Here is a 20730-nt window from a genome sequence, read left to right as displayed (position 1 = left end):
GACCCACGGAGCGGGGACGACGACGTCGTTGCCCGCCCCCGCGCCTCCCCGCATAGAGTTGGACGCATGGAACAGCCAGGGGACATCACGTTCAGGACCCGGAAATGGGTGAAGCCCGAGGATCTCAACGCGAACGGGACCCTCTTCGGGGGCTCGCTGCTGCGGTGGATCGACGAGGAGGCCGCGATCTACGCGATCGTGCAGCTGGGCAACCGGCGCGCGGTGACCAAGTACATGTCCGAGATCGAGTTCGTGGCCTCCGCCGTGCAGGGGGACATCATCGAGATGGGCCTGACCGCCACGGCGTTCGGGCGCACGTCCCTGACCATGCGGGCGCAGGTCCGCAACGTCATCACGGGTGAGCTGATCCTGAGCATCGACAAGATCGTCTTCGTGAACCTCGGGGAGGACGGTCAGCCCACCCCGCACGGCTACACGGAGATCACGTACGACCGCGACCGCATCCCCACCCCCGAGAGCACCACCCCCGAGAGCCCCAGGAGGCCGCAACCGTGAACCGACTCACCGCCCAGAGGATCACCCCGTCCTGGATGTACCACGCGGAGGGCCCGTGCTGGAGCTCGGAGTGGTCCGGGCTCGCGTGGGTGGACATGCTCGCCGGGGACGTCATGACGTTCACCCCGGAGGACCAGCCGCGCCGTCAGCACCTGGGCGCGGTCGCCGCGTGCGTCCGCCCGCGCGAAGGTGGCGGGCAGGTGGTCGCGGTGGAGCGCGGTGTCGTCGTCACGGACCGCTCCGGCACGGTCGAGGGCGAAGTGACGCTGTGGGAGACCCCGGACGTCCGCATGAACGAGGGCGGGATCGCACCGGACGGCTCCTTCTACGTGGGCTCCATGGCCTACGACCAGGCCGAGGGTGCGGCGACCCTCTACCGGATCGCCCCGGACCTCGCGTGGCAGCCGGTGCTCGAGGGCGTGACCATCTCCAACGGGATCGCATGGTCCCCGGACGGCACGCTCGCCTACTACAACGACACCCCCACGCACGAGGTCTCGGTCTTCGACTGGACCGCCGAGGCCGGGCTGCACAACCGCCGCACCTTCGTGGCACCCACGGTGGACGACGACGCCGCGGCCGCCGCCACGGACCCGGGCGTCACGTATGAGCCGGGCAGCGTGACGGCCAACCCGGACGGACTGACGGTGGACTCGGAGGGCGCGGTGTGGACCGCGCTCAACGGCTCCGGCCAGGTCCACCGCTACCTCCCGGACGGGACCCTGGACACCGTGGTCTCGGTGGGCGCCGAGCAGGTCACGGCGTGCACGCTGGGCGGCGAGGACCTGCGGACGCTCTACATCACGACGTCGCGCGAGAACCTCCCCTCGGACGTCCATCCCACGGCGGGCTCCCTCTACTCCGTGCGCGTGGCGGTGCCCGGGCAGGTCACGCGGGCGTTCGCGGGCTGACCTACGCGGCGGCACGACGAAACCCCTGGCTCCCCGCGAAGGGGAGCCAGGGGTTTCGTCATGGGCGTCGCTCCGGCATTGAGTGCCCCGACGTCCTGTGGTCAGGCCTCGCGCCGCGCCGGGCCGGACGGTGTGGCCGTGAGGAACACCGGGGGCGCGTACCCTGCGGCGTCGAACGCGGCGGCCACGGCTTCGGCCACGCGGTCCACGTCCCCGTGCCGCACGAGGGCGATGGCCGAGCCGCCGAACCCGCCCCCGGTCATCCGGGCGCCCAGCGCACCCGCCCGCTGAGCGGCGAGGACAGCGGTGTCCAGTTCGGGGCAGGAGACCCGGTAGTCGTCGCGCAGGGAGGCGTGGGACGCGTCGAGCAGCCCGCCCAGGCGCTCCCACACCGCGTCGGAGGGAACCCGGGAGGCTGGGTCCGCGAAGAGCTCCTGGCACTCGCGCACCCGCACCATCTCCGACCACGCATGGCGCAGCAGGGGCGTCAGCTCCTCGGTGCGGGCGGGGGAGATCTCGGAGGTGTTCCCGCGCGTCCGCCGGTCCCAGCCGGCGAGCAGTTCGGCGAGCGCCTCGGCGGAGGGCTCACCCTCGAAGGCGTCCCGCAGGGTCGGGACTCCCAGAATCACGCGGGCCTCCTCGCAGCCCGCCCGGCGCGCCGCGTACTGGCCGTCCACGAGCCGGTGCGGTGCGTTCGTGTCGATCACGAGCAGCGCGAGCCCTGCGGCCGCGAGGTCGATGTCCACGGGGGCGACCGAGAAGTCGCGGCAGTCGATGCTCAGCACGGACCCGGCCTCCGCGCGCAGGGCGATGGACTGGTCCATCCCACCCGTCGAGGCACCCGCGATCTCATTCTCGGCCCGCACGCACGCGGCGGCGAGTCGGCGGCGCCCGTCGGAGGCGTCCGTGAGGTGTGGGCGCTGAGGGTCCATGGCGGACGCCGCGTGGTCCACGGCCAGCGCGACGGCGCACTCCAGGGCCGCCGAGGAGGACAGCCCCGCTCCGAGGGGGACCGTGGAATCCACGGCGAGGTCCAGACCGAGCCGCGGCGCGGCGTCGGCGGCCACCAGAGTTTCGCGGAGCATGGCCCACGGCACGCCGACCACGTAGGGGAACCATCCCGTCCCCGCCGTACCCGGTCCCACCTCAGCGAGCGCGGCGCGGGGTGTGTCGGCGGCCTGCGCGGAGACGGCGCGGAAGACGTCGTCCCCGCGGGCCCCGACGGCCACGAACGTCCGCTGCGGGAGCGCGAGGGGCATGACGGTGCCCCCGCTGTAGTCCACGTGCTCGCCGAGCAGGTTGACCCGGCCCGGTGCGGAGAACACCGCGTCCGGGGCTCGGCCGTAGGCGGAACGGAACAGGGCGGTGGCGTCCTCGACCAGCTCGCGGTCGGGCCGCTCGGGGGACCACACGGGAGTGCTCACGCCGCGACCTCCCGGAACCGCGCCGCGATCCGCTCGGGGGTGGTGTCGTTGATCCACGCGCCCAGCCCGGACTCCGCGCCCGCGAGGTACTTCAGCTTGCCCGGCGCCCGCAGCAGCGAGAAGACGTGCAGCCACATGCGGGAAATGTCCTCCCCGCCCGCCGTGGGGACCTGGTGCCACACGGAGATGTAGGGCATGCGCTCCACGCCGGGGAAGAACCGGTCCAGCCTGCCCAGCAGGTCCACGTAGAGGCGCGTGAGCTCGTCCTTCTCGCGGTCCGTGAGCACCGTAAAATCGCGCGCGGCACGGCGCGGCACCACCATGAATTCCACGGGCCACTTGGCGGCCCAGGGCACATAGGCGACCCAGTGGGGGCTCTGAGCGATGACCCGGTCGCCTGCCTCGAGCTCGGCGTCGAGCACCGCCTGCAGCAGGTCTCCCCCGGTCTGCTCGCGCCACTCGGCCGCCCGACGCTGCACCGCCGTGGTGTAGGGCGGAAGGGCCGAGAACCCGTAGATCTGCCCGTGGGGATGGTGCAGCGTCACCCCGATCTCCTCCCCTCGGTTCTCGAAGGGAGCCACCTGCACCACGTTCTCGAGGGCCTGCAGCTCGCGGGTGCGGTGGGTCCAGGCCTCCACCACGGTCCGCGCCCGGTCGGTGCCGAGGGTCGCGAACGAACCGTCCTGATCGGGGGTGAAGCACACGACCTCGCACCGCCCGGCGGGGGTGGTCTCGTGGAACAGGGGCTCGTCCCGCAGCGTCTCGAGGGGGCCCTGCAGGGAGGGGAAGCGGTTCTCGAACACGACCACGTCGTAGTCCGGCTCCGGGATCTCGGACGCCACGGTGCCCCGGCCCGCGGGGGCGAGGGGGTCCTCGTCCGCCGGCGGCAGGAAGGTGCGGTTCATGCGGTGCGCGGCCAGCGCCACGGGGTCCCCGGTGAGGGGGTCCGTGCGGATCGCGGCGGCATCGTGCGGGGGAAGGGAGCGGGCCCCGAGAGGGCGCGGATCATGGATCCGCCGGGTCTCGGTGCCGGAGAGGTAGGGCTCCGTGTCGTCGAAGAAGATGATCTCCCGCTGGTCGGCCAGCCGCCCGCGGGTGACCCGCACGGGATGTGCTTCATTGGTGGCGGGGAGCGCAGGGTCCGTGCTCATGGTGCGACGATCACCTCGTTGACGTGGTTCTTCAGGAATTCGTGGGCGGGGTCGGTGAGTCCGCCGTCGGTGACCGCGGTGTCCACGGCGTCCCAGTGGGCGAAGCCGCTCAGTCCCGTGAGACCCCACTTGCTGGCGTCGAAGACGGCCGCCACTGTGTGTGCCGAGCGGATCAGGGCACGGTTGGTGCTCGCCTCGTCCGGGTTGGGCGTGGACAGCCCGCGGGGGTCCGCGCCGTGGGTGCCCAGGAACAGCAGGTCCACGTGGAGTTCCGCGAGCGCGGCGTCCGCGATCGGACCCACCAGTGCGTCCGAGGGCGTCCGCTGGCCTCCTGTGAGCAGGACCCGGGAGGGCCGGGTCACGGCGTGCACGCCGGCCCCGGCGTGGCCGTCGCCGGCGCGGAAGAACTCGTCCGCCACCGGCAACGAATTGGTGACCACGGACAGGTCGTGGAGATCGGCACGTCCCGTGAGGTGGCGAGCCAGGCGCAGACACGTGGTGCCACCCGAGAACGCGAGGGACATGCCGGGCTCGACCAGCCGGGCGGCGGCGGTCGCGATGGCCTCCTTGGCCTGGGCGTGCAGCCCGGACTTCTCGGCGAAGGCCGGTTCCAGGGCGGAGCCCACGGCCTCCGCACCGCCGTGCACCCGGTTGAGCAGCCCCTGCTCCTCGAGGTCCGCCAGGTCCCGGCGCACGGTCATTGCGGAGACGCTGAGCAGCTCGGCGAGCTCGTGCACGTGGGCGCTGCCCCGGACCTGGACCTCGTGCAGGATCTGCTTCCTGCGCTGTTCCGCGAGCATGCGGGCTCCTTCGCTCGATGACGACGCCGTGGCTGCCGGTGCCGTGGGATCCGTGGCCTCCACGGGTCCTCGTGGACACTGCGACGGTATGGGCCCAGTATCGCACGAAACAAACAAAAACGAACAGCGCTTGCTCGGAGGCCCGCGGGCAACTTTCCGCGACACCCTGAGAAAAAGGTGGTGTGCACCACGAACCTGCGAGTAGTGTTGCGCGCAATAACGATCAAGAACGAACAACTGTGAACGCAGCGTTCCGAACGCAATCCGCTAGGAGCCGAGCAATGGTGCTTGCCGCCGCCACCGCCAGCAGCCTCAGGCTGTCCCTCTCGTGGGTGGACTACCTGATCCTCTTCGTCTACTTCGCCGCCGTGATCGGCATCGGCCTGGCCGCGCGCCGCCGGGTGCGGACCAGCATGGACTTCTTCCTCTCGGGCCGCTCGATGCCGGCGTGGATCACCGGGCTCGCGTTCGTCTCGGCGAACCTGGGCGCCACCGAGATCCTGGGAATGGCCGCCAACGGTGCAGAGATCGGCATGTCCACGCTGCACTACTACATCATCGGCGCGGTCCCGGCCATGGTGTTCCTGGGTCTCGTGATGATGCCGTTCTACTACGGCTCGAAGGTCCGTTCCGTGCCGCAGTTCATGCTCAAACGGTTCGGGCGTCCGGCGCACCTCGTGAACTCCCTCGCGTTCGCCGTGTCGAACGTGCTCATCGCGGGCATCAACCTCTACGCCATGGCGATCATCATCGAGGCCATGATCGGGTGGCCGCAGTGGGTGGCCATCCTGGTCTCTGCGGGCTTCGTGCTGCTCTACATCACCCTGGGCGGGCTCTCCGGCGCCATCTACAACGAGGTCATGCAGTTCTTCGTGATCATCGCCGGCCTGGTGCCGCTGACCATCGTGGGCCTGCACCGCGTGCACGGCTGGTCCGGGCTGAAGGATGCCCTGCTGAACACCGAGGGCATCTCCCGGCTGCACCTGTCCGCGTGGCAGGGCACGGGCATCGGGAACGTCACCAACCCCATCGGTGCCAACTGGCTGGCCATCGTGCTGGGCCTGGGCTTCGTGCTGTCCTTCGGCTACTGGACCACCAACTTCACGGAGGTGCAGCGGGCGTTCTCCGCGAAGAACATGTCCGCCGCCCGCCGTACGCCCCTGATCGGAGCGTTCCCCAAGCTGTTCATCCCGTTCATCGTGGTCATCCCCGGCATGATCGCCGCGGCCACGGTGGGCAACCAGTTCGCGGACGGGACGCTCGAGTACAACCACGCGATTCCCAAGCTGATCCAGATGTACCTGCCCTCGGGCGTGCTGGGTGTGGCCGTGACCGGCCTGATGGCCTCGTTCATGGCAGGCATGGCGGCGAACGTGTCCAGCTTCAACACCGTGTTCACCTACGACATCTGGCAGGAGTACATCAAGCCCCGCATGCCGGATGCCCACTACCTGACCGTGGGGCGTGTGGTCACCGCCGTGGGCGTGGTGATCGGCATCGGCACGGCGTTCCTGGCGTCGCAGTTCGGCAACATCATGACGTACATGCAGACGCTGTTCTCGTTCTTCAACGCGCCGCTCTTCGCCGTGTTCATCCTCGGGCTGCTCTGGAAGCGGATGAGCCCGGCGGCGGGCCTGTGGGGCTACATCGCGGGCATCGTGGCGCCCACCGTAGTTTGGATCGCCTACCTCAACGACGAGTCGCTGTTCGGTTCGGCCACGGCCGAGACCATGTACGGCGCGATCGCCTCGTTCGTCACTGTGATCGTGGTCTCGGTGCTGGTGACGTTCGTGACCAAGCCCAAGCCGGTCGAGCAGCTCAGCGGCCTGGTCTACGGCGTGGGCACGATCAACGTGACGGGCGACGCCGTGGCGGGTGACGCCGCCTGGTACCGGTCCCCGGCGCTGCTGGGCACCGTCGCGCTCGTGCTGTGCGTCCTGCTGTACCTGCCCTTCCTCTGACATCCGGCCACCCGGCTACCTCGACCCCACCCTGGACGCCCCGGAATCCGAATGGCGGCCACTGGCCACAGCGGGCCGTGGGCCGAGCGCGGACAGGGTGGACGACGTCGTACGAACCCCTCCGCCCGCTCGGCGCGGTCGGAGATCTGACAGGAGAGACAAGATGAGCAACACCAGTGAGACCTCGCCGCAGCGGGTGCACCTCAGCGAGGAGGAGAAGCGGGACCTGGTCCGTCACACCCGCCGGACCGACCTGCGCCGGATCATCGGCGCCCTGTTCGTATTCTACGGCGTGGTGGTCACGCTGACCGGGGTCGTGGACCCCGCGGCAGATGTGGCCAAGACCGGCGGGATCCACATCAACCTGTGGACCGGGCTGTCCATGCTCGTGGCGGGCGTGCTGTTCTTCGTGTGGGACCGGTTGTCCCCGGTCCCGGAGCGGGACATCGTCGAGAGCGCCGAGTTCGAGGAGATCCACAAGGCGGAGGGTGCGGGGGAGATCGACCGTGGGGTCTGACCCGGGATCGACGGGCACCGTCGACGACGACGTCGTCGCGGTGCGCACCGTCAGCGGGCCCGGGGGCACCGCCGTCGTCGCCCGGCGCGGGGCGGCCCTCGCCTCGTTCCATGACCCGAGTGGCAACCACCTCGTGCTGCCCACCGAGCCGAACTCGGACGGGTCCGACTGCTCGGGCGTGGTCCTGGCACCGTGGACCAACAGGATCAGGGACGGGCGCTACACCTTCCACGGCACCACCCGGCAGCTTCCCCTCACGGAACCGGAGCGGGGTGCTGCCGCGCACGGCCTCGCCCTGCGGCGGGACTGGCAGTGGGATGTGCAGGCGTGCACGGCGCAACGGGTGGTGCTTCACCTGGACCTGCTCCCGGAACCGGGCTATCCCCACGCCCTGCGCCTCACGTGCTCGTACGCCGTGGACGAGCACGGGCTCACCGTGACCGTGGCCGCTCGCAACCTCGGCCGGGACCCGGCACCCTACGTCGTGGGAGGCCACCCCTACCTGGTCCCGCCCACGGCGCCGGAGAGCACGGGGCGCAGGGCGGCCGCGGATGGGTGGACGCTGAGCGTTCCCGCGGACGTGTACCTGCGGACCGACCCCGAGCGGCTGCTGCCCCTCGAGATCCTGCCTGTGGCGGGGTCCCGCGAGGACTTCCGCGGCGGACGCGCTCTGCGGGAGATCGCCCACGACGTCGCTCTCGGCAGCCTCGCGCGTGAATCGGACGGCACCGTGAGGTGCAGTCTGACGGGTGAGGGCGGGACCACGACCGTGCTGACGTGCGGCGAGACCGTCCACTGGATCCAGGTCTACACGGACGACAACGGCATGAATGGTGTCACTCGTCGCGCCGTGGCGGTCGAGCCCATGAGCGCCCCGGCGGACGCATTCAACTCGGGGCAGGGCCTCGTCGTTCTCGGACCGCATGAAGAGCACCGCGTGTGGTGGCGGATCGGGTCGGAAGGGGGTTAGATCGGCCGCGGCACGACGAAACCCCTGGTTCCCCGCGAAGGGGAACCAGGGGTTTCGTCATGGGTGCCGCGCCGCCGTTCCGGGCCACCGGGTGGTCCCGGAAGGGCCGGTGGAGCCAGCCGGGGAACCGGGCCGATGAAACGGCCCGGTTCCCCGTGGTCACACGGCGTTGATGAGACCCGCACCCGGGATGGCCGCGAGCAGCTGCCGGGTGTAGTCGGTCTGGGGGTTCTCGAACACGAAGTCCGTGGACCCCGTCTCCACCAGTTTGCCCCTCTGCATGACGCACACGTTGTCCGCGATCTGGCGCACCACGGCGAGATCGTGCGTGATGAACAGGTAGGTCAGACCCAGGTCCTGCTGCAGCTCCGCCAGCAGGTTGAGGATCTGCGCCTGGACGAGCACGTCCAGGGCGGACACGGCCTCGTCGCAGACCACCAGCTCGGGGTTCAGTGCCAGCGCGCGGGCGATCGCCACGCGCTGACGCTGGCCGCCGGAGAGCTCGTTGGGGTAGCGCGCCAGCATCGACTGCGGCAGCGAGACCTGGTCCATCAGCTCACGGACCTTCTTCTCCCGTTCCTTCGCCGAGCCGACCCCGTGAACCTTCAACGGCTCCTCGATGGTCCGGTAGATGTTGTACATCGGGTCTAGGGAACCGTACGGGTCCTGGAAGATGGGCTGCACGCGGCGGCGGAAGGCGAACATCTCCTTGCCCCGCAGCGTGGACACGTCCTGACCGTCGAAGACGATCGTGCCGGAGGTGATGGGTTCCAGCCCGAGCATCATCTTGGCCACGGTGGACTTGCCGGAGCCGGACTCGCCCACCACCGCAGTGGTCGTCCCCCGCGGGATGGCGAAGGAGACCTTGTCCACCGCCGTGAAGTCCTCGGTGCGACCCCAGGAACCCCGGAGCTTGTAGACCTTGGTGAGGTCCTGGACCTGCACGAAGTCCTTCTTCAGGGCGGCCTGCATCGAGGTCTTGGGGTGCTCGGCGAGCAGGTCGTCGGTCTCCACGCCGGTGGCACGGGCCACCTCGATGCGCCGGGACGCGAGCGACGGCGCGGACTCCACGAGCTTTTTCGTGTACGGGTGGCGCGGGTTGCGCAGCAGCTGCAGGGCGGGCCCCGCCTCCACCACGCGTCCCTTGTACATCACCACGACCTTCTGGGCACGCTCCGCGGCGAGACCCAGGTCGTGGGTGATCAGCAGCACCGCGGTGCCGAGCTTGTCCGTCATCGTCTGGAGGTGGTCCAGGATGGTGCGCTGCACGGTCACGTCCAGCGCGGAGGTCGGCTCGTCCGCGATCAGCAGGCGGGGCTGGCAGGACAGGCCGATCGAGATCAGGGCGCGCTGGCGCATGCCGCCCGAGAACTCGTGCGGGTACTGCTTCGCGCGCTTCTCCGCGTCCGGCAGGCCGGCCTGGCTGAGCACCCGGGCCACGTCCTCGTCCTTCGCGGGCAGGCCGTTGGCCTTGAGCGTCTCCCGGACCTGGAAGCCCACCTTCCACACGGGGTTCAGGTTGGACATCGGGTCCTGCGGGACCATGCCGATCTGGCTGCCGCGCAGCTTGACCTTCTGCTTCTCCGTGGCGTGGGTGATGTCCTGGCCGTCGAAGATGATCTGGCCGGCGTTCACCCGCCCGTTGGACGGCAGCAGCCCGATCGCGGCCAGGGCGGAGGTGGACTTGCCGGAGCCCGACTCACCCACGATGGCCACGGTCTCCCCGGGCATCACGGTGAAGTTGGAGTCCTGCACGGCCTGGACCTCGCCCGTGGCGGTGGTGAACGCGATCCCGAGGTCGCGCACCTCCAGCAGGGGGCGGTTGTTCTCCTGGGACATGCTCATCACTTCTTCCGGGCCTTGGGATCCAGCGCGTCACGCAGCGCGTCGCCGAGCATGATGAAGCTCAGGACGGTCAGCGAGAGCGCCAGGCCGGGCCAAAATACGGGCATCGGGTTGGAGCGGAAGGCGTCCTTCGCGTCCGAGATGTCGTTGCCCCAGCTCATCATGCTGGGGGGCAGACCGATGCCGAGGTACGAGAGGGTGGACTCCGCGACGATGAACGTGCCCAGCGAGATCGTGGCGATCACGATCACCGGCGCCATCGCGTTGGGGATGATGTGGCGCATGAGGATCCCCAGCGAGGAGACGCCCAGGGAGCGCGCACTGACCACGTAGTCCGCGTTGCGCACCTCCACCACGGCCCCGCGCATGATGCGGGCGATCTGCGGCCAGCCGAAGAGCACGAGCACCATCACCAGGGTCCAGACCCCGCGGTGTGCCTTGAAGAACGGCAGCTGCATGACCACCAGGGCGCCCAGGATCAGCGGCAGAGCGAAGAAGATGTCACCCAGGCGGGCGAGCACGGCGTCGATCCAGCCACCGAAGTAGCCGGCCAGGGCGCCGATGATCCCGCCGATGACGACCACCCCGATGGTGGTGAACAGACCCACCATCAGCGAGGCCCGGGTTCCGGCGATCACGCGGGAGTAGACGTCGCAGCCCTGGGCGGTGAAGCCCATGGGGTGCCCCGCGGACGCCTTGCCGTTGGAGTTCTCGAGCAGGCACTGGGAGGCCGCCGCGGAGGGGTCCTGGGTCCAGAAGAGCTGCGGGAACAGGGCCACCACGATCACCAGCACGATCAGCAGGGCCGCGATGATGAACGTGGGCTTCTTGCGCAGCTGGCGCCAGGCGTCGCGCCACAGGCTGATGGGCGCACCCTCCGCGGAGCGGGAGTCCGTGGCCGTCACGGGGGTCTCCGCGATGTCGGCGACGAAATGCTCCATCATGATCCCGGTGCTGACACCGCCCAGGTCCTTCTGGTGCGAGCCGGCCGGGGTGTCGGCGGTCTCCCGCACCTCCCGCATGGCGGCTTCGTGGGCGCGGGCGTCGGGATTCAGGTCCCCGCCCGCGGCGTCGTTGTTCTCGAAGGTGTTCTCAGGCATAACGGATCCTCGGGTCGAGCCAGGCGTACAGGAGGTCAACCAGCAGATTGGCCACGCAGAAGATGATCACCATCACGGAGACCACCGAGACCACCATGGGCGCGTCCCCGAGGGTCAGCGCCTTGTACAGCTGGTTGCCGATGCCGGGGACGTTGAAGATGCCCTCGGTGACGATCGCGCCACCCATCAGCGCACCCAGGTCCATGCCCAGGAAGGTGGCCACGGGGATCATGGAGTTGCGCAGGATGTGCACGCGGATCACGCGCCCGCGGGTCAAGCCCTTGGCGGTCGCGGTGCGCACGTAGTCGGCGCTCGCGTTCTCCGCCACGGCGGTGCGGGTCAGGCGCAGCACCTGGGCGAAGGAGACCAGGCCCAGCACGATGCCGGGGAGGATCAGGTCGCTCCAGTCCGCGGCGCCGGAGACGGTGGGCTTGGCGAGCCCCCACTTCACGCCCACGAAGTACTGCATCACGAAGCCGAGCACGAAAATCGGCACGGCGATCACGATCAGCGAGAGCACCAGGATGGTCGAGTCGAACCAGCCGCCCTTCTTTAGCCCCGCGTAGAGACCGAAGATGATGCCGAAGACGGCCTCGAAGACGAGCGCGATGATGGCCAGGCGTACGGTCGCGGGGAACGCCCCGGCGAGCACGTCGCTGACCTCGCGGCCGGAGAAGTTCACACCGAGGTCGCCGGTGAGGAGACCTCCGATGTAGCTGAAGTACTGCACGAAGAACGGGTCGTTCAGGTGGTACTGCTCGGTCAGGGCGGCGGCGACACCGGGCGTGCAGCCCTTGTCGCCGCACAGCGCGGCCAGCGGATCACCGGGGGTCATGAAGACCAGGAAGTAGACGAGCAGCGTGGCGCCGAAGAACACGGGGATCAGCTGCAGCAGTCTTTTGACCAGATACCAGGCCAAGAGTTTCTCCTCTCAGGAGACGTGAGGACAGGGAGACACCGGGCTCCGGCGTCTCCCTGTCCTCACGTGTGCAATGGGGTCAGGAGATTACTTGGCGGTCTTCTCGACCTTGTAGTACTCGGGCACACCGTTCCAGCCCGTGTCCACGCCGGTCACGTTCTCGGACCACGCGGTGTTGGCCTGGCTGTACCAGAGCGGGATCGAGGGGAGGTCCTTCAGCAGCGTGGAGTCGGCCTCCTTGAACTTCTTCACCCCGTCCTCGGTGGTCTTGGCCTCGAGGCCCTCGTTGAGGAGCTTCTCGAACTCGGGGTTGTCGTAGCGCGCGTCGTTGGAGGACGCACCCTTCGAGAAGGTGGGGGCCATGAAGTTGTACATGGACGGGTAGTCGGCCTGCCAGCCCGAACGGGTGGCGCCGGTGAGCTCGCCGGCCTTGGCCTCGGTGCGCAGTTCCTTGAAGGTCGCGTAGGACTTGCCCTCGGCCTCGACACCCAGGTTGTTCTTGATCTGGTTGGTGACCGCGTCCACCCACTTCTTGTGTCCGCCGGCGTCGGCGTTGTACGCGATGGTGAGCTTCTCGGACTTGTTGTAGGGCTGCAGCTTCTCGGCCTCGGCCCACAGCTTCTTGGCCTTCTCCTTGTCGAACTTGGTGTTCTCGGAGTTGGGCAGGTCCGCGGTGTAGCCCTCGACGGTCGGGGCGGTGAAGTCCGTGGCGGGGGTGCGGGTGCCGTTGAAGATCACCTTGGTGACCTCGTCGCGGTCGATGGCCAGGGACAGGGCCTGGCGGCGCAGCTTGCCGGCCTCGCCCTTCCAGTTGTCCAGGTACTCGGGGACGGCCAGGGACTGGATGCCGGCGTAGGGCTTGTCCGAGAAGCGGTCCGTGAGGTCGGACTTGTAGTTGCCCAGGGCACCGGTGGGGACCTGCTGCAGGACGTCCAGGTTGTTGGAGATCAGGTCCTGGTAGGCGGTGTCCGGGTTCTGGTACAGCTTGAAGGTGATGCCGCCGTTCTTGGGCTTCTCCGGGCCGTCGTAGTCGTCGTTCTTGACCAGGTCGATGCTGGTGTTGTGCTGCCAGGCGCCGTCCTTGGCCATCTTGTACGGCCCGTAGCCCACGGGGTTCTCACCGAAGGCCTTGATGTCCTTGAAAGCGGTGGAGGGCATGGGCGCGTAGGCGGTATAGCCCAGGCGCTGCTCGAAGTCGGACTGCGGGGAGGTGAGCTTCACGGTGAAGGTGGTGTCGTCCACGACCTTCAGGCCGGACATCTTGTCCTCCTTGCTGCCCTCGGCGGAGACGGCCTCGTAGCCCTCGATGGGCTCGAAGAAGCTGGCGTTGGCCTGCGCGTTCTTGGCCGCGGCGCCGAAGTTCCAGGAGTCGACGAAGCTCTGCGCGGTGATCTTCTCACCGTTCGTGAACTTCTTGTCCGCCTTGAGCTTGACGGTCCAGGTCTGGTTGTCCTTGGACTCGATGGAGTCCGCGAGGTCGTTCTCGACCTTGCCGTCGGAGGCGTAGCTCACGAGGCCGTTGAAGAGCTGCTCGACGACCACGCCGCCACCGTTCTCGTTGGTGTTGGTGGGGACCAGCGGGTTCTGGGGCTCCACGGTGTCCGCGGTGATGACGGCGCTGCCGTCGGCGGAGCCGTTGGAGTCACCCCCCCCGCCGCAGGCGGTCAGGGAGATGGTCGCCACTGCGGCGACACCGAGGGTCTTGGAAATGCGCGAGTAACGCATCTGGCCTCCTGAAAACGAGTGGAACGGGGGCTTGTGATGCCAGCGTCCGGGAGTTCGAGTGGATGTGAAGACGTCCGGTAGTCGATATCCCGGCGTGTGAGCTGGGATACCGCTGAGTGTAGTCCACAGCATCCTGACCTTCGTGCCCATTTGCGACCCGCTGCGGTGTCGGGTCGGCACTGTGACGCCGGGTGTCCGAGGGCTCTGCGACCGGGGACCGTGCGACTGCGTCTCATTGCGGCTACCCTCGTGTGGACAGCCCAGTGGCGTTCAGGAGGAGGTCCCATGGGACAGGCAGGGCTGAGCCCGGAGGACGCGGTGACGCGTTCCATCCGTGTGCTCGCCGACGAGGGGTACCTGGAGACCACGGTGGAGCAGCTCGCCCACGCCGCGGGGATCAGCCGGGCCACGTTCTTCCGCAAGTACGGCAGCAAGGAGGACATGGTCTTCGCGGACCACGCCGCCACCCTGGAGCGCCTCGACCTGCTGCTGCAGCGCCCGGGGCTCACTCCGCAGGCCGGGCTGGTCGAGGGCGCCCGCCTGGTCTTCCGCCACCACTTGGACCACCCGGAGCGGGCCGTGGCCCGGCACGACCTGCTGCAGAGCGTGGAGTCGTTGCGGGACCGCGAGATCGCCATGTCCTCCCGTTACGAACGTGTCTTCCAGGCGTTCCTCCGCCGTGCGCTGCCCGGTTCCGCGGACCGCCGGGTCACCGCTGTGGCGCTCGCCGCCTCGACCGTGGCCGTCCACAACGCGTTCCTGCGCACGTGGTTGCGCGACCCCGGTCCCGCGTCCGGCGAGCAGCTCGTGGCAGCGCTGAGCGAGCGTGTCGCGTGGCTGTGCTCGGCGTTCGGGGTGGGGGTCTCGAGCACCGCCCGAGGATTCCCCGCGGATGTCACGTTCCTGCCCCCGGAGATTTCCGTGGAGTTCGACGACGACGCCGCGCGGCGGCGCTCCGGGGGCCCGTCGCCCGTCGTCGTGGTCGTGCCGCAGGGCGCGGACCCCGCCGTCGTGGCCGAGCGCACCGCCCGTTCCGTGTACGAGGCGCTGAAGTCCTAGCCCGGCGCGGAGGAGTGCGGTGCGGGGCTGTTCGGCATGCCGGCGGTCTCCCTGGCTGCCCCTCTGCGCCGCCCCGGCCTGCCTCGGGATCCTCGGCTGTGACCGGGGCCTGCCGTGCGTCGTGGGGACCGTTGGGTGGGACGCCATGTCTTGACGTGAGACTGCGTCTCAGGGCAGACTGAGCCGCAGAAATGTGGGCCACACCACCCCTCGCAGACACACAGGAGCGCAGCGTGAGCGAACAGTCCTTCCCGTCCACCGTCACCATCACCGTGACCCAGCAGGTGCTGCCCGGTCGGGAGGAGCCCATCGCGCTGGTGTCGCTGGACTCCACCGCCCCCAACGGCCTGGTGATCTGGGGCTCCGCCGCCATGCGGGACCTGCAGCGCGAGCTCGCCGCGATCGACACCTCCCAGGTGGAGGCCGTGGTCGTCACCGGCAACACCAAGTCCTTCGGCGCGGGCGCGAACCTCAAGGAGATCCGCGCCGCGCAGCTCAGCGGCACGTCGGACGAGTACGTGGGCTCGGGCCACGACGCCTTCGGGATCCTCGCGGAGATGGACGTCCCCACCTTCTCGCTCATCACCGGCGTGACCCTCGGCGGGGGCCTGGAGCTCGCGCTGCACACGGACTACCGCCTCTCCACCTCCGGCAAGGCGCCCATGGGGCTGCCGGAGTGCCACCTCGGCTTCTTCCCCGGGTGGGGCGGCGTCTACCTGCTGCCGCACCTGGTCGGTGCTGAGGCGGCGCTGAACGTGATCGTCACGGACTCCATGCGCGGCAAGAACCTCAACCCGGCCAAGGCCGCGGAGATGGGTCTCGTGGACGCCGTCCTGGACGGCGCCCCCGGCGCGTCGGAGTGGGACGCCGCATGGCAGAACTGGGTTGTCGAGGCCCTCGAGGGCAAGCACGAGCCCCGCCGCACCACGGACGACGCCCAGACCTGGGACGCCGCCGTGCAGAAGGCCGCCGCCAAGGCGGAGAAGGCGTGGCACGGTGCCGCCCCCGGCCCGGTCGCGGCCATCGAGCTCGTGGGCCGTGCGCGCACCGAGTCCCGCGAGGCCAACGGTGCCGCAGCCGTCGAGGCCTTCACGAAAATCGTGCAGTCGGAGCAGGCCCGCGCGTCCCTGTACGCGTTCGAGCTCGTGAGCGCTCGCAGCAAGCAGGCGGCCAACGTCCCGGACGCCACCGTTCGCCCCCTCAAGAAGGCCGCCGTGATCGGCGCGGGTCTCATGGCGGGCCAGCTGGCATCCCTGCTCGCGCAGGGTGCCGGCATCCCCGTGGTCATGACGGACCTGGACGACGAGCGCCTCGAGGCCGGTGTGCAGCGCACCCGGGAGCGCTTCCTGGCCCAGGCCCAGAAGGTCCGCATGAGCGAGGAGAAGGCCCAGCAGCTCGGCGCACTGATCACCGGCGCCAAGGATCCCCAGGACCTCGCGGACGCGGACTTCGTGATCGAGGCCGTGTTCGAGGAGATGGACGTCAAGCGCCAGGTCTTCGCGCAGTGGGAGCCGGTCATTAAGGAGGATGCGATCCTCGCGACCAACACGTCGTCGCTGTCCATCACGGAGATGGGCCGGGACCTCAAGCATCCCGAGCGGCTCGTGGGCTTCCACGTGTTCAACCCCGTGGAGGTCACCCCGCTTCTGGAGATCATTGCCGGCGAGAAGACCGACGACTCCACCCTGGCCACCGCGTTCGACCTCGCCGCGAAGATGCGCCGCGTGGCCGTGCGTGTCCAGGACGCCCCGAGCTTCGTGGTCAACCGCGTGCTGACCCGCATGTTCGACGAGATCGGCCGGGCCATGGACGCCGGGGGAGACCCGGAGGCCGTGGACCACGCGCTGGACCCCATGGGCCTGCCCATGACCCCGCTGCAGCTGCTCGACTTCGTGGGCCCCGCGGTCCTGGTGCACATCACGCACACCATGAACGCCGCCTACCCGGAGCGCTTCACGCTCTCCCCGTGGCTCGACGCCGTCGCGGACGCCGGACTGCGCAACACCCTGCCGCCGCGCGGGGAGACCTCGGAGACCTACCTCGCCGAGGGGGCACAGGAAGCCCTGCGCCGCACCCGCGACGAGAAGGGCGTGGCGGACCGCACCGACGACGGCGCGGATGGCCAGCTGCTCGCCCGCGTCCAGGACGCGCTCGCGGAGGAGATCGGCCACATGCTGGACGAGGGCGTCGTCGCCACCGCACGGGACGTGGACCTCTGCATGATCCTGGGTGCCAACTATCCGTTCCACATGGGTGGCATCACCCCCTACCTCGACTACACGGGCGCCTCCGAGCGCGTCCGCGGGCAGCGCTTCGACGCCGCCCAGCAGTGACCCCTTCGACCACTGAGGACTGATCATGAGCAACGAGAACACGGCCCCCGCCACCCAGACGTTCCCCGTGGGCACCATGGAGCCGGAGTACACCCTGACGGAGGCTCTCGACACGGACGAGGCCGGCACGTTCGCGGACATCTCGGACGAGGACCGCGAGCACTGGATGCGCGCCCGGACGTTCGTCCAGGAGGACGTTCTGCCGGTGATCGGCGAGTACTGGGACCGCGGCGAGTACAACTTGGACCTCGTCGCCCGCATGGGTGAGCTGGACCTGCTGCGCGACGGCGTGGACGTCCCCGGGCTCCCGCCCATGTCCAAGCTGGCGGCCGGACTGGTCAGCATGGAGCTCTCCCGCGGTGACGGCTCCATCTCCACCGTTGCCGGTGTGCAGGGCGGGCTCGCCATGCGCTCGATCGCCATGTGCGGCAGCGACGAGCAGAAGAAGCGCTGGCTCCCGGACATGGCCGCCGGCAAGCTGCTCGGCTCGTTCGCGCTGACCGAGCCCACGCACGGGTCCGACTCCATCGGCCTGGAGACCTCGGCCGTACCCGTCGAGGGCGGCTACGTCCTCAACGGCGAGAAGAAGTGGATCGGCAACGGCTCCATGGGCGGGATCACCGTCGTGTGGGCGCGCAGCAGCGAGGACGGCAAGGTCCGCGGCTTCGTGGTGCCGCAGGACTCCGAGGGGTACACCGCCACCACCATCACCGGCAAGCTGTCCCTGCGGGCGATCCACCAGGCGCACATCCGCATGGAGAACGTCTTCGTGCCCGAGGAAAACGTGCTTCCGAAGGCGCAGTCCTTCAAGGACACCTCGGCAGTGCTGTTCGCCACGCGCATCGGAGTGGCATGGGCCGCCGTGGGCCATGCGCAGGCCTGCTACGAGAGCGCGGTGCAGTACGCGGCGCAGCGCGAGCAGTTCGGCCGGAAGCTGGCGGCGTCGCAGATCGTCCAGGAGCGCCTGGCCCGGATGCTGAGCGAGCTCACGCAGATCCAGACGCTCGTGATGGCCATGGCACGCAAGGAGGAGGCGGGCACGCTCACCGGCCCCCAGGCGTCGCTGGCCAAATTCACCGCCACGCGCACGGCCCGGCAGATCGCCGCGAACGCCCGCGACCTGTTGGGCGGAAACGGCATTCTGCTGGAGAATCGTGTCGCGCGTCACTTCGCGGACGTGGAGGCCATCCACACCTACGAGGGGACCGAGACCGTCCAGGCGCTGATCATCGGCAAGTCGATCACCGGGATCTCCGCCTACAACTGAGCTGTTCACCACTGAAGCGGCCCACCGCTGAGCCGCCTCGGCCGTCCAGCCAGGCCCCGAACCTCCAGGAGCACCATGTTCGCCAACACCGAGCCGCTGACCCCGCTGCGATTCCTGGAGCGCAGCGCGGAGGTCTTCCCCCGCCGCCGAGCCGTCGTGCACGGCGTGCGGGAGTGGACCTACGAGCAGTTCGAGCGGGACGTCCGGCGCTTCGCGACCGCTCTCCTGCCCATTCTGGGCAGTGAGGACCTGCGCGCCGACGACGCCGCGGGGCCGGGAGGACCGGGCCGGACCGGTTCCGCGGCGCCCTCGACGCCGGACCCCGAGGTGGGCCACGCCCACCTCGGGGCCGGTGCTTCTGGTCTCGTGGCAGCCCCCGACGCTGCGCAGACGCACGACTCGGCAACTCGCGTCGCGACGACGGATCCCCGGAACGGCGTCGGCGCGGAGGACTCGGGTCCCGACGCTCGCGGGGGTCACGCCGCGGATGCAGCGGGCGAGGAGTTCCTGGGCGCGGAGCTGCTGGACCGGTCGTGGCCCACGGTGGCGGTGGTCGCCCCGAACGTGCCGGCCGCCCTCATGGCGCACTATGCCGTGCCCGCCGCCGGGGCGGTGCTGGTGCCGCTCAATCCGCGTCTGAGAGCGCGGGAGCTGAGCTACATCCTCGAGCACTCCGAGGCGAAGGTGGTCCTCGCGGACGTCTCCGTGCTCGACACCATGGCCGAGGCGCTCGGGAACCGGACGGGAGTCACTCTGGTCCAGATCCCCGACGAGCAGGCGGGCTTGCCCGCCGTGCGCGACGGGGCGGGGCAGGGCGTCCCCACGTTCGAGGAGTTCCTGGACGTCGCACCGCTCGAGGCGACCGGGGCGGCAAACGGGGCGGGCGGCGTCGTCGGCTACGGCGTCATGGACGAGAACGCGCCCATCACGCTCAACTACACCTCCGGCACCACCGGCCGCCCCAAGGGCGTGCTCTACGCGCACCGCGGGGCGTACCTCAACAGCTTGGGCGAGGTGTTCCACAACGGCTTCACCGGAGACACCCGCTACCTGTGGACCCTGCCCATGTTCCACTGCAACGGGTGGTGCACCACGTGGGCCGTCACCGCGGCCGGCGGCACCCACGTGTGTCTGCGCGCCGTGCGTGCGGACGACATCTGGCGTGCGTTCGACGAGCAGGGCATCACGCACCTGTGCGGGGCACCCGCCGTGTGCTCGGTGATCGTGGACGCGCAGGAGGCCCACCCGCTCCAGAAGCCCATCCGCATCACCACGGCGGGGGCGCCGCCGGCACCCAGCATCATCGAGCGGCTCTCCACGGCAGGCTTCGACATCGTCCACGTGTACGGGCTCACGGAGGTCTTCGGCCCCATCACCATCTGCGAGCCGCAGGAGGAGTGGGCCGACCTCTCCCCGGCGGAGCGGGCGCAGCAGATGTCCCGGCAGGGCGTCGCGATGATCCAGGCGGAATCGGCACGGGTGGTGGACCCGGAGATGGTGGACGTCCCGGCGGACGGGGAGACCCTCGGCGAGGTCGTGCTGCGCGGGAACAACGTGATGATCGGCTACTACAAGGACGTGCCGGCCACGCGGAAGGCGTTCCAGGGCGGCTGGTTCCACACCGGGGACCTCGGGGTCACGCATCCCAACCACTACATCCAGCTACGGGACCGGGCGAAGGACATCATCATCTCGGGCGGGGAGAACATCTCGTCCATCGAGGTGGAGCAGGCGCTCTACTCCCACCCGGACGTCCTGGACGTCGCGGTGGTGGGCGTTCCCCACAAGAAGTGGGGTGAGCGCCCGGTCGCGCACGTGGTCCGGGCGAGCGGGTCCAGCGTGAGCGAGGAGGACCTCCGAGAACACGTGCGCTCGCAGCTGAGCGGGTTCAAGGTGCCGGACACCGTGACGTTCAGCGACGAGCTCCCGCGCACCGCCACGGGCAAGGTGCGCAAGAACCTGCTGCGCGGCTGACCTCGCCGGACGCCGTTTTGCGCGCTCCCGCGGCCGCGTGTAATGTATTCCGAGTCGCCGCAAGGACAGGCAGCCAAGAGCTGGTCCGGCAGGTCGGCAAGCCTCCCTCCCCGAACAGGTGAGCAACAGCGCGTGAACGCGAGGTTGCGAACCGGACGAGGAACGGATAAGCTAGTCGAGTTGCCAACAGGACAGCGAAAGAGCTTCCGAATCGCGGCAACGCAAACTTCCAATCCGAAGTCCCGCAAGGGACTCAGA

General features: G+C 69.4%; 16 protein-coding genes. 9 read left to right on the top strand and 7 right to left on the bottom strand.

The genetic code is table 11. The annotated features are described in order from the left end of the window. Positions 1-66: 66 nt before the first annotated feature. Entirely contained in the window at positions 67-516 is a 450-nt protein-coding gene (locus KVA01_RS11015; protein WP_082810385.1) for an acyl-CoA thioesterase, read from the top strand. Continuing rightward, positions 513-1427, top strand: a complete 915-nt coding sequence (locus tag KVA01_RS11010; protein WP_141270296.1) for an SMP-30/gluconolactonase/LRE family protein — start codon at positions 513-515, stop codon at positions 1425-1427. Before KVA01_RS11015 ends, KVA01_RS11010 begins: the two co-directional genes overlap by 4 nt. A gap of 101 nt (positions 1428-1528) precedes the next feature. Here KVA01_RS11010 and galK read toward each other — a convergent pair whose 3' ends face one another. From galK to KVA01_RS10995, 3 genes are read right to left on the bottom strand one after another with little or no spacing between them, the layout of a single operon-like run. After that, positions 1529-2851 (bottom strand): galactokinase, encoded by a 1323-nt coding sequence (gene galK, locus KVA01_RS11005; protein WP_141270294.1) that lies wholly within the window; start codon positions 2849-2851, stop codon positions 1529-1531. Further along, complete coding sequence (gene galT / locus KVA01_RS11000; protein WP_068469858.1) at positions 2848-4002, bottom strand: galactose-1-phosphate uridylyltransferase; 1155 nt, start codon at positions 4000-4002, stop codon at positions 2848-2850. The genes galK and galT overlap by 4 nt, the downstream gene beginning before the upstream one ends. Continuing rightward, entirely contained in the window at positions 3999-4802 is an 804-nt protein-coding gene (locus KVA01_RS10995) for a DeoR/GlpR family DNA-binding transcription regulator (protein ID WP_055084508.1), read from the bottom strand. Before KVA01_RS10995 ends, galT begins: the two co-directional genes overlap by 4 nt. 281 nt (positions 4803-5083) lie before the next feature. On the opposite strand from KVA01_RS10995, the gene KVA01_RS10990 reads away from it, so the two are divergent. From KVA01_RS10990 to KVA01_RS10980, 3 genes are all read left to right on the top strand, one after another. Then, positions 5084-6763, top strand: a complete 1680-nt coding sequence (locus KVA01_RS10990; RefSeq protein ID WP_141270293.1) for a sodium:solute symporter family protein — start codon at positions 5084-5086, stop codon at positions 6761-6763. 163 nt (positions 6764-6926) lie between these two features. After that, a complete protein-coding gene (locus KVA01_RS10985; RefSeq protein WP_141270291.1) occupies positions 6927-7280 on the top strand; it encodes a hypothetical protein in 354 nt (117 codons plus the stop codon). Beyond that, positions 7270-8250 carry an aldose epimerase family protein gene (locus KVA01_RS10980; RefSeq protein WP_170221158.1) on the top strand — a complete coding sequence of 327 codons (981 nt, stop codon included), beginning with the start codon at positions 7270-7272 and terminating at the stop codon, positions 8248-8250. Before KVA01_RS10985 ends, KVA01_RS10980 begins: the two co-directional genes overlap by 11 nt. Before the next feature lie 159 nt (positions 8251-8409). On the opposite strand, the gene KVA01_RS10975 is transcribed toward KVA01_RS10980, so the two are convergent. The 4 genes from KVA01_RS10975 to KVA01_RS10960 form a co-directional block, all read right to left on the bottom strand. Continuing rightward, a complete protein-coding gene (locus KVA01_RS10975) occupies positions 8410-10095 on the bottom strand; it encodes a dipeptide ABC transporter ATP-binding protein (RefSeq protein ID WP_055084502.1) in 1686 nt (561 codons plus the stop codon). Beyond that, positions 10095-11195 carry an ABC transporter permease gene (locus KVA01_RS10970; RefSeq protein ID WP_055084500.1) on the bottom strand — a complete coding sequence of 367 codons (1101 nt, stop codon included), beginning with the start codon at positions 11193-11195 and terminating at the stop codon, positions 10095-10097. Before KVA01_RS10970 ends, KVA01_RS10975 begins: the two co-directional genes overlap by 1 nt. Beyond that, entirely contained in the window at positions 11188-12114 is a 927-nt protein-coding gene (locus tag KVA01_RS10965) for an ABC transporter permease (protein ID WP_141270286.1), read from the bottom strand. The genes KVA01_RS10970 and KVA01_RS10965 overlap by 8 nt, the downstream gene beginning before the upstream one ends. A gap of 87 nt (positions 12115-12201) precedes the next feature. Continuing rightward, entirely contained in the window at positions 12202-13839 is a 1638-nt protein-coding gene (locus tag KVA01_RS10960) for a peptide ABC transporter substrate-binding protein (protein ID WP_055084496.1), read from the bottom strand. A 285-nt stretch (positions 13840-14124) separates the two neighbouring features. On the opposite strand from KVA01_RS10960, the gene KVA01_RS10955 reads away from it, so the two are divergent. The 4 genes from KVA01_RS10955 to KVA01_RS10935 all read left to right on the top strand — a co-directional run bounded on the left by KVA01_RS10955 (position 14125) and on the right by KVA01_RS10935 (position 20472). Further along, entirely contained in the window at positions 14125-14898 is a 774-nt protein-coding gene (locus tag KVA01_RS10955; protein ID WP_068469865.1) for a TetR/AcrR family transcriptional regulator, read from the top strand. Between the two features lie 233 nt (positions 14899-15131). After that, a complete protein-coding gene (locus KVA01_RS10950; RefSeq protein ID WP_141270284.1) occupies positions 15132-17231 on the top strand; it encodes a 3-hydroxyacyl-CoA dehydrogenase NAD-binding domain-containing protein in 2100 nt (699 codons plus the stop codon). Between the two features lie 25 nt (positions 17232-17256). After that, entirely contained in the window at positions 17257-18498 is a 1242-nt protein-coding gene (locus tag KVA01_RS10945; RefSeq protein WP_068469868.1) for an acyl-CoA dehydrogenase family protein, read from the top strand. 75 nt (positions 18499-18573) lie between these two features. Further along, positions 18574-20472 carry an AMP-binding protein gene (locus KVA01_RS10935; RefSeq protein WP_233438866.1) on the top strand — a complete coding sequence of 633 codons (1899 nt, stop codon included), beginning with the start codon at positions 18574-18576 and terminating at the stop codon, positions 20470-20472. Positions 20473-20730: the final 258 nt, after the last annotated feature.

The organism is Kocuria varians, from assembly GCF_006539885.1.
In the GTDB taxonomy this organism is placed as follows: domain Bacteria; phylum Actinomycetota; class Actinomycetes; order Actinomycetales; family Micrococcaceae; genus Kocuria; species Kocuria varians.
This window is presented reverse-complemented; position numbering and strand designations above follow the sequence as displayed.